General features: G+C 68.9%; 10 protein-coding genes and 2 pseudogenes. 7 read left to right on the forward strand and 5 right to left on the reverse strand.

All coding sequences use genetic code 11. The features are described from left to right. From AB0G56_RS41675 to AB0G56_RS41685, 3 genes and pseudogenes are all read left to right on the forward strand, one after another. A pseudogene (locus AB0G56_RS41675) lies at positions 1–131 on the forward strand (alpha/beta fold hydrolase); the annotation flags it as partial. Positions 132–262: 131 nt separating this feature from the next. Beyond that, entirely contained in the window at positions 263–1,168 is a 906-nt protein-coding gene (locus AB0G56_RS41680; protein ID WP_360981420.1) for a hypothetical protein, read from the forward strand. A 456-nt stretch (positions 1,169–1,624) separates the two neighbouring features. After that, positions 1,625–2,442, forward strand: a protein-coding gene (locus tag AB0G56_RS41685) for an IS5 family transposase (protein WP_360981423.1) whose coding sequence is annotated in 2 segments (ribosomal slippage) — positions 1,625–1,976 and positions 1,976–2,442 — 819 coding nt in all. Because the reading frame shifts where the segments join, the coding sequence is not laid out codon by codon here. Here AB0G56_RS41685 and AB0G56_RS41690 read toward each other — a convergent pair. Further along, positions 2,411–2,794, reverse strand: a complete 384-nt coding sequence (locus tag AB0G56_RS41690; protein ID WP_360981426.1) for a GNAT family N-acetyltransferase — start codon at positions 2,792–2,794, stop codon at positions 2,411–2,413. The two genes, AB0G56_RS41685 and AB0G56_RS41690, sit on opposite strands and share 32 nt — an antisense overlap. 234 nt (positions 2,795–3,028) lie before the next feature. Here AB0G56_RS41690 and AB0G56_RS41695 point away from each other — a divergent pair, with 234 nt between their 5' ends. Further along, positions 3,029–4,489 carry an amidase gene (locus tag AB0G56_RS41695; protein ID WP_360981429.1) on the forward strand — a complete coding sequence of 487 codons (1,461 nt, stop codon included), beginning with the start codon at positions 3,029–3,031 and terminating at the stop codon, positions 4,487–4,489. A 61-nt stretch (positions 4,490–4,550) separates the two neighbouring features. Further along, the gene (locus tag AB0G56_RS41700) at positions 4,551–4,862 is read left to right on the forward strand and encodes a helicase associated domain-containing protein (RefSeq protein WP_360981432.1); all 312 of its coding nucleotides are present in this window, start codon (positions 4,551–4,553) and stop codon (positions 4,860–4,862) included. A gap of 124 nt (positions 4,863–4,986) precedes the next feature. On the opposite strand, the gene AB0G56_RS41705 is transcribed toward AB0G56_RS41700, so the two are convergent. From AB0G56_RS41705 to AB0G56_RS41715, 3 genes are all read right to left on the reverse strand, one after another. Further along, entirely contained in the window at positions 4,987–5,313 is a 327-nt protein-coding gene (locus tag AB0G56_RS41705) for a hypothetical protein (protein ID WP_360981435.1), read from the reverse strand. Between the two features lie 526 nt (positions 5,314–5,839). Beyond that, a complete protein-coding gene (locus AB0G56_RS41710; RefSeq protein ID WP_360981438.1) occupies positions 5,840–5,965 on the reverse strand; it encodes a hypothetical protein in 126 nt (41 codons plus the stop codon). A gap of 88 nt (positions 5,966–6,053) precedes the next feature. After that, entirely contained in the window at positions 6,054–6,503 is a 450-nt protein-coding gene (locus AB0G56_RS41715) for a MarR family winged helix-turn-helix transcriptional regulator (RefSeq protein WP_360981441.1), read from the reverse strand. A 71-nt stretch (positions 6,504–6,574) separates the two neighbouring features. Between AB0G56_RS41715 and AB0G56_RS41720 the strand changes: the two genes are divergently transcribed. Together AB0G56_RS41720 and AB0G56_RS41725 are read left to right on the forward strand one after the other, a co-directional pair. Further along, positions 6,575–6,928, forward strand: a complete 354-nt coding sequence (locus AB0G56_RS41720; protein WP_360981444.1) for a hypothetical protein — start codon at positions 6,575–6,577, stop codon at positions 6,926–6,928. Positions 6,929–7,504: 576 nt separating this feature from the next. Beyond that, positions 7,505–7,813: pseudogene (locus AB0G56_RS41725) on the forward strand (integrase core domain-containing protein); the annotation flags it as partial. 29 nt (positions 7,814–7,842) lie between these two features. On the opposite strand, the gene AB0G56_RS41730 reads toward AB0G56_RS41725, so the two are convergent. Continuing rightward, positions 7,843–8,640, reverse strand: coding sequence for a DUF6192 family protein (locus tag AB0G56_RS41730; protein WP_360981447.1), 798 nt, complete (start codon positions 8,638–8,640; stop codon positions 7,843–7,845). Positions 8,641–9,323 lie beyond the last annotated feature (683 nt).

Raw genomic sequence — 9,323 nt, forward strand, 5'->3', positions numbered from 1 at the left:
TGTTGCTGCTGCACGGATGGCCGGGCTCGTTCCTGGAGTTCCTCGGGACCGTCGGCCCGCTCACCGAGCACGGCTTCCACCTCGTCGTCCCCTCGCTGCCCGGCTACGGCTTCTCCGACCAGCCTGACACCGGGAGACACGGTCCGGATCGAAGTGCAGGAACTCGGCGCGATCTCCGCACGCATCACCGCCCCAGAGCCGCCCTGACCTACCGGACACACCAAAGACGATCTTGATCCTTACTTGCCGGGAGACCACCGCGATGCATTTCGCCAGCACCTTCGCTCGCGCTGACATGGACCTGAATGCCGTCCGCGAGGTCAGCCTCACCATCAACGCGACCCACCTGTTCGTCTACTTCATCCCCGAGGCACCGGAAGAGGCCGCCAAGCTGGGCGTGACCGAGTACGGACCGGCGTACTTCGCGTTCCGGTCAGCCCCGATGGGCGCAGTCCCGTGGCAGGTCACACTCGCGGCCTTCTACAACTTCAGCCCGCGGTCGGTGCAGGCCATGGCAGGCGTGTGGGACACAGCGACGCCAGAGCAGTGGCAGGCCGCTCGCTTCGCAGCTGCCGATCGTGCGTTGCAGCGCGTCGACGTGAACCTCACCGCCGGTCAGATCGCCGAGGCACGATCACTGATCGACCCGGTCGTCGAGAACGCCGATTACGCCGGGAAGACGATGGCTGCCGCCAACGCCTCGGTCCCCCTCCCAGCCGATCCGCTCGTCGCGCTATGGCAGCAGATCACGGTGCTGCGCGAGTGGCGCGGCGACGCGCATATCACCGTGCTCGCCGCCAAGGGCCTCGGGCCGTGTGATTGCAACGTTCTGCAAACCGCGACAGGTCACTTCCCGGAAGCGATCGCGCGTGCCACCCGGCGGTGGGACGACGAGGAGGTGACTGCGGCAACGACACGCCTCGTCGCACGCGGCTGGCTCAACGCCGACGGCACCGCGACCGATGCCGGCATCGCGGCGCGCGAGCAGATCGAGCTCGAGACCGACGAGCACTGCGCCGCGCTGTGGACGCCGATCGGCGACACCCACGTCCGTCGCCTCACCTCGCTCATCATGCCGATCCACGACGCGTTCACCGCAGCCAGGACATACCCCTTCCGCGTGGAGACGGCAGACACGCAATCCTCCGATCCGGAGGCCGCCAGGTAGGACCTGTTCTCGTACAGCCGCGGCGAAACGGACACGCAGCGCGGGGTGACGCCAGGGGCTGGACCGGGCACGAGGGCCAACGGTACAGCGGGGGGGTTCGGCCAGTTCCATGACGACGTGTACGGCGCCGTCCTCGCCGGGGTTGTTGAGCGCCAGGACCACGGCGCCGGCCTGGTCCTGCCAGAAGTGCCACGGCCCCCCGTCCGCGGGGGCCTCGCGGGTGAGCGGGGTGAGGGAGTCGTACTGCGAGAACGCGTCGATCTCGGCCTGCCCGGCGCCGCCGTAGGGGGAGAGGACGACCGCCGCCATCAGAACGCCGACGACCGGGAACGCGGTCGGCTGGGCCATCGACTGCGCTACGTCGCACGTCTGTTGGCTCATCCACCGGGGTCTTAGAGGTCCTAACAGAAGTTGTTGATCAAGTGACCGTCGGCTTGTCCGCTCGTTGGTCGGGACGTGGGGAAGCGTGAGTCGCGGCCGTGGATCGTGTCGGACGAACTGTGGTCGCTCATCGAGCCGTTGCTGCCAAAGCCGGGTCCGAAGCTGGTGGCAGGCCGGCCGCGGGTGCCGGACCGGCAGGCCCTGTGCGGGATCCTGTTCGTGCTGCACACCGGGATCCAGTGGGAGTACCTGCCGCAGGAGCTGGGCTTCGGGTCCGGCATGACCTGCTGGCGGCGCCTGGCCTCATGGAACGAGGCCGGCGTATGGGAGAAGCTGCACCTGGTGCTGCTGAAGAAGCTGCGGTCGGCGAAGCAGCTGGACTGGTCGCGGGCGGTGATCGACTCCTCCCACGTGCGGGCGGCCCGCCGGGGCCCAAAAGCGGGCCCAGCCCGGTCGACCGCGCACGGCCGGGCAGCAAACACCACGTCCTTGTCGACGGTCAGGGCGTCCCGCTCGCGGTGTCGCTGACCGACGGAAACCGCAACGACGTCACCCAGCTCGTGCCCTTGCTGGACAAGGTTCCCGCGGTGGCCGGCGTCGTCGGGCGTCCACGCAGACGGCCGGACATGCTCTTCGCCGACCGGGGCTGTGACCACGACAAGTACCGGCGCCTGCTGTGGAAGCGCGGCATCCGACCCGTGATCGCCGAGCGCGGACAGCCACACGGCTCCGGCCTGGGCATCTTCCGCTGGGTTGTGGAGCGGACGATCTCCTGGCTGCCCGGCTTTCGCCGCCTGCGAATCCGCTGGGAGAGACGCGACGACATTCATGAAGCCTTCCTCGGCCTCGCCACCTGCCTCCTCACCCACCGCCACGTTCAATGCCTTTGTTAGGACCTCTCAAGGCTGCTCCGCCCGGTCCCAGAGCCCAGGTTTCAACTGCCGTGATCAGCCGGTCGCCGATTCCACGGCCTCGCGCCTGAGAACTGCCCCAGGCGGACCTCGACTCCCTGATATCAGCGGCTCTGGGAAGGCCGCTGGCCATGCCGACGGCGTGCCCATCCAGCAGCGCGGCAACAGGGTAGGCGCCGGAAAGCTCCAGACGGGCATGCCAGCGTTCTTCTTCGTCTCTGTCCCAGTCGGCGCGCCGGACTTTGAATGCGTTCGACGTATCCGTCAGCGCCGCAAGGCGGAGTGCTCGCCACAACAGCCGGTCGTCTGTCGTGAGAACCCGCAGGGACACCATGCCCGCGAGTTTTTCGCCCTGCGACCGGATCGGTCCACCGGCGGGACCAACACGATCGGTGACAAGACGGGCTGCCCGCCAGTTCAGGAACAATGGGCTCCGAACGCGGTTGCCGCGACGGCGCTTTGGGACGTTACGTGGCACCTGTGGCAGCCGAGGACGCCGCTCTGTCGCCGGGGGGCGAACGGCGTTCTTCCCGGCAGGTGAGGCAAAATCGAGGAAAGGGTGGAGGACATGGAGAGCCCGGTGTCGAGCGAGGAACTCGCATGGTTGGATGCGACGGCACAGGCCGACCTGGTGCGGCGCGGTCTGCTGACGCCACGTGAACTCGTCGAGGCCGCCATCGGACGGATAGAGCGGCTCAACGGCACGCTCAACGCCGTCATCACGCCTCTGTATGAGAAGGCGCTCGCCGATGCGGAGGCGTCCGGGCTGCCCCATGGCCCGTTCCGCGGCGTGCCGATGCTGCTGAAGGACGCCCTGTGCCAGACTGCGGGTGATCCGTACTACGGGGGGATGCGCGCACTGCGAGATCGCGACTGGCGGGCTTGTGAGGACTCCACCCTGGCGGCACGGTTCCGGTCGGCCGGTTTCGTCTTCTGTGGCCGGACGAACCTTCCCGAGCTGGCCACCAGTGTGACCACGGAGCCGTTGGCCCATGGGGCGACGCGCAACCCGTGGGCCCTCGATCGTTCGCCTGGTGGCTCGAGCGGTGGGTCGGCGGCGGCGGTCGCCGCGGGCATGGTCCCGGTGGCGCACGGCAACGACATGGCGGGCTCGATACGGATGCCCGCCAGCGCCTGCGGCGTCGTCGGTCTGAAGCCCACTCGGGCACGGTCCTCTCTGGGGCCGCAGTACGGCGAGTACTGGGGAGGGGTGACGCACGAGCACGTGCTGACCCGGTCGGTGCGTGACACCGCCGCCGTGCTCGACGTGACAGCCGGCGCGGCAGTCGGTGACCCGTACGCGGCGGTACCTCCGACGCGGCCCTACCGCGAGGAGGTCGGAGTCGATCCGGGCGCACTGCGGATCGGGTTCCGCTCGATCCCGCCGGGTGCGACCGACCCGGCCCACAAGGAATGTGTGGCAGCCGTCGAGCACGCTGCCCGGTTGCTCGACCGCCTCGGCCACCACGTCGAGCCGACACCGGCGGCGGCCCTGGACGCACCCGAGCTGTTCCAGGCTCTGCCCACCCTTTTCTCGGCCATACTCGCCTGGGAGTTGGAGCAGTGGTCGCAGCGTCTCGGCGAACGACTCGAACCCGCCGACCTGGAGCCGATGAACGGGGCGCTCGCGGAGGCGGGCCGCTCGGTCACGGCCGCGCAGTGGCTCTCCGGCATGCAGGCGTGGCAGAAGTGGGCGCGGAGGGTGGCCGGCTTGTGGGAGACCGAGGTCGACGTGCTGCTCACGCCGACGCTGCCCACCCCCCCGCCGCGCCTCGGTGAGCTCGCCCCGGACGCGAAAGCCCCGATGGATCTGGTGGCCGGAGTCGCAGAGAGTATCGCCTTCACCCTGCCGTTCAACGTCACCGGCCAGCCCGCCGTCTCCTTGCCCCTGTACCGCACCTCCGACGGACTCCCCATCGGTGTGCAGCTCGTCGCCGCGCACGGACGGGAGGACGTGCTGATCCGATTGGCCTCCCAGCTGGAGCGAGCCGCTCCGTGGTCCGGCGCGCACCCCCCGTTCTCCGCCTGAGGGCTTGCCGGCTGTAGCGCCCTGGTCGGTGATGCCCACGCAAACGCGCTCCGGCAGGTAGGTGAGGTGCCGGCTCATTCCCGCACAGCACTACCTCCTGGAGACCCTGGGCCTGGAGCCCGCCCCCGCCGGGGCCGAGGCGGCAGCGCGGCCGGTGGGACGGCGGGAGGCAGCACACACGGTGAACCTGGCAGCGGCACGGCAGTTCTTCGAGCGGGAGGGACACCTGCGGGTGCCGCGCAAACACGTGGAGGTGCTACCGGACGGGACGGAGATCAAGCTGGATGCCGTCGTCGACAGCACCCGGCGCCGGGCGGACAAGCTGCCGGATGAGCAGCAGGCGGAGTGGACCGCACTCTGCATGCGCTGGTAACGACCCCGGGGTGCGGTGGAGGGTGACCGGCCCCCTCTCCGCTCCGGGCTGAAGGTGATGGTCAGCACCGCCCCCGCCCCGCCGAGCAGCCGAGCGCACGGGTTCCTGTGGGCGGCTGTTGCCCTCAGATGCCGAGTACGGTGACGTAGACCTCGCCCATGCCCGGGTAGCCGTCGATGTTCGGGCTCAGCTCGAACTCACGGCTCACCGTCACGTCCTCGTCACCGCGGTCTGCAAGGACCGCGTTGGCCCGGACGTACAGGCGTCCGAAGTCTTCGCGTTCCGGGGCGGGGTAGCGGACGTCGAAGCCGCTGACGACGGCCGCCACCGACTCCAGGCCGCGGGAGAAGCTGACCTGCTGCTCCTGCTTCTGAGTCTGGGCTTTCCTGTTCGCGTCGAACTTGAACGTGAGCTGCTTCTTCAGCAGTACCTGCCGGTTCTCGTTCGCCAAGTCGTCCTTCCTTCCCGGCGGCGCCGCGCCCGGCTGTATCCCCTGACGCAGCGCATGTACTCAACACGTCAGGCGGGGAGGCGAAACCGCCTGGTCCGATGGAGGGAGGCATATCCTCCACTTGCACACCCAGATTCACTGCGTAGTCGACTGAACACTGAATGTGTCTGACTGGCGGGAGTGCACCAGCCCACTGAACCCTTCTCCCGCTCCCCCGAAAAGCCTCAGTTCGTGGCGCGTGAGCACCCTGCAGCCAGAGCAGCTCCCGAGCCGAACACACACGCCCCGGATTGTGGTAAACAAAAACTGACATCCGTGCCGAGACAGATATGCACCGAACACCCCGGCCAGCCATGGCCGAGCCTCCACAACCGCCGAGAGCCCGGTCGGGTGAACCCTGCGGGACTACGGGCGCGGATGGTCCCGGACAATCTCCTGAGCCCGGGTCATGACCTTGGCGAGCAGGTCATCGGCTTCCGCGAGGGGGCACTGGCACTCCTGGAACACGGGCCACCCCGTGGTGCCGTCACCTCAAGGAGGCGTCCGGGGCGGTGTGGCCGACGAGGTGCAGCACCCGGCCGTCGGCGCCGTCCTGGACCTCGTAGGTCTCTCTCCAGCGGGGGTCGCGGTCGGTGGCCTCGTAGGTGACCACCAGGCGGTCACCGGGCCGTGCCGGGTTCCACGGCGCGCCGGTCAGGGCGCCGCGCGGCTGAGCAGTGCGTCGACACGAAGGTCTCTCGTCACTCGGCCGGGATGCCGGTGCGGGCGGCCAGGCGTTCCAGGAGGCGGGAGAGCGCTGCACGGTCTCCCGGGTCGAGGGGTTCCGTCAGCTCTGCGTCGAGTGCCTCAGCGAGGCCGCGGGCCGTGTCGAGCAGGCGGATGCCGCCGTCGGTGAGGATCAGGCGCTGCCGGCGGCGATCGGCGGGATCGCGTACGCGCTTGATCGCGCCGAGGGTTTCGAGGTGGTCGGCGAGCTGGACGACCAGGCTGGGCGCCACCCGCATGACGCCGGCCAGTTCGAGCTGCGACTCGGCGCCCTTGATGCGGAGAACGCTGAGCAGGGCGACGTGCTTGGGCTTCAGATCGTGCACGGCCAGCCGTTCGGTGTAGCGAGCTTCCTGCCAGGCCCCGAGCACCCCGAGCCGGAAGGTGACGGTGTTCACCGGCGAACGCGCCTCTTTCTCCACCATGTCGACAATAGTAGCGTACCTAAATGATTCGATGTCTGAATGATGCTCGGTGTGAACTGGTTCTCCGCCTCGTGAACGTGCTGGCGGCGGCCGGCTCAGCGGCCTTCGGCGCGCTGGCCCTGCTCGCTCCAACGGCGTTCCCGGGCGCCACCGGGGGAACGGGCCCCGAGCTCTTCGCCGAGATGTACGGCGTCCGCTCCCTGCTGATCGCGGCGGCACTGACCTGGCTCGCCGTCACCAGGCGTGACCTGTACCCGATGCTTCTGCTGGCCGGCGCCGTCCAACTCGCCGACCTCGCAATCAATGCCGGAGCCCCCTCCCCCACCACACTCCCTGGCCCCGCCCTGGCCGCCGCCGTCCACCTCGTCTCGGCCTACCTCCTGCACCCACCCGGCGCCAGCGAGCGGGGCACACCCGACCGGTGAAAGCTAACGTCACAACGATCGCCAACCTGGCGAACCTTCGCCGGCCAGAGCGCCAACAAAAGGGCTCGCAGAAAACCAGCAACAGGTGGGCCGATGTCCCCAGGGGGGCGGGACCGCGGCCTCCGTGTCGGTGAAGGGGCGCGAGGTGACGCCGCCTGTACCGGACGCTGCCGCCCGGCGAGGACGACACGAGCCCTGGCAGACCATCACGAGATATATCGATACGCCATGTGGGCTGGTTTGGGTGTAGGTCGCTGGCATGCCGAAGGGGCGGCCCGGGTCGCCGTGGTGGCCGGGCCGCCCCTTCGCCGTAGCGGGTGTCAGCGGGAGGCGGGCAGGACCGGGCGGTCGACGTGGTGGTGCTCGACCTCCACACCCCGCTTGAGCAGTTGCCCGACGGGGTGCTGGGGGGGCGGCTTCAGCGCCCGCTGCCGCGCGGATGAAGAGCTCCAGCAGCCCGCGAACTGGCACGTGGGCTACTGCCGGATGACGTAGTGCGCCCTCCAGATGAAGGGTGTACCACGTGCGCTGGCCGTCCCTCTCACGGCCGAGAAAACCGGCCTCTTACAGGTCGGAGCGGACAGGGGAGCCCAGGACACGTCGGCGGCGTTCGGGCAGGTCTGTGACGGTTTCGGGATCCGCAGGAGCATGGGCCGGGTCGGCTCGAGCTACGACAACGCCCTCGCCGAGTCGTTCTGGCAGGGGCTCAAGAGGGAGACGATGCACCAGAGGATGTTCTCGACGGTGCGTCAGGCGAGGCTGGAGATCTTCCAGTGGCTGACCTACTACAACGCCCGACGGCGCCACAGCGCCCTCAACTACCTCTCGCCAGCCGAGTTCGAACAGCAGCATCGGCGAGGACGTAAACTCACACTCGCCGCATGAACCCCTGTGTCCACACTCCGGGGGACACCTCACTCGATGGTGTGCTCGATCGCGCGGACAGCCGGGGTGCGTTCCCGGATCCGGTCACGCGTCTCGTGGGAGTTGTCGAACTGGGCGCGGTTGACGAGCATCCGGGTGGTGTCGTCCCGCATGGCTGTCCGGGCGACGGCCGGACGGCGCAGCAGATCGGTGGTCACCTGCTGCGCGACGGTGTCGTCCCTGGTCAGCTCCGTGACGACCCGGACCTTCTCGGCCGGGGTGACGTGCTCGGTGACCGCCGGCCGCTTCAGCAGGTCGGTGGCGACCTGGGCTGCGACCTCGTCGTCCCGGGTCAGGTCGGCGACGGCCTGGACCTTCTCATCCACCGTGACCGGCCGGTCGACCCTCTGGCCGACCACCCGCTGCGCGCCGTCCGGCGTCCACTGCCGAGCCCCAGTGCGCGGGTTGAACGGCGCGTCCTCGACCGCCGCCCACCGCTCGTCCTCGTCCGCGACCGACGCCAGGATGCGGTGAACCGTGAACGACACCCCCTCCTTGCGGCGCCCCTCGGGCCACCGATTGGCGGTGTAACGCCAGTCCTCCACCGTCCGCCGCTCGACGCCTATGTCGTCGGCGAACATCTGCAACGACTCCGTCACGGTGAACAGGTCGTCCGTGCCATTCGGCATCGACCCGCCCACCGACCTCATCGGCTCGATCTCCAACGCCATGTCACCCAAAGCGAACTGCGCCCTCGCGACCTGCGCGATCAGTTCCTTCGCCCGGGTGACGAGCTGCTCGTAACGCTGCCGGGTGACGTTCCCGATCCGGTCGGCCACGTCGGTCATGAAGACCACCGCCTCGCCCAGGTCCGGCCGGCCACCACGACGTGACCGGTCAAGGGGGCGCCGGCCCCGGTCACCATCCACCGTGACGCGCGCGCGACACGCCGGGGCAGGGCGTGAGCCAGGGGCGCTCGAAGCGCTCGGTAATCGTTCTCAACTACCTTGCAAAACCTGAGGTGTTCAAGGTGTATGCGAGGCGTTCGGCTACGGCGTTTCTGTAACGCCGTTCCGCGACGCCCGCCGCTGACGGCAGGCCCGTACCCGGCAACGGTCCGAGCAGTACACCGCCGCTTTCGACCGCTCCACCCCCACCGTCCACGACCGCGCACAAACCGGGCACTCCGCCTGCTCTCCCCGCTGCATCGCGGCCACCCGCTGCCGGGTCCGCTGAAGCCTCCGGCACTGCCGTGACCTGCACCGACCCGAGCAGAACACCGCCTCCGCCGCCATCGTCTGCGGCAGCGGATCACCGCACTCCCGGCAATACCGCCGAGCCGTCCTGCCAACCCTCACGACCCAGATCATCCAGCCGTACGCACCTCACGGCCAGGGATCAAAAACACCTACTGAGCTTGTTCTTTATCTACCGGCCTCGAACGGTGTCTCGAACTGAGTCGCTCACCAGGGGGTTCGCCGGACACGGGGGCGGCCTTCGTCTGATCATGTGCTCCGACCAAGGTGCACGT

Origin of the sequence: Streptomyces sp. NPDC021356 (assembly GCF_040641015.1) — a bacterium.
GTDB lineage: Bacteria > Actinomycetota > Actinomycetes > Streptomycetales > Streptomycetaceae > Streptomyces.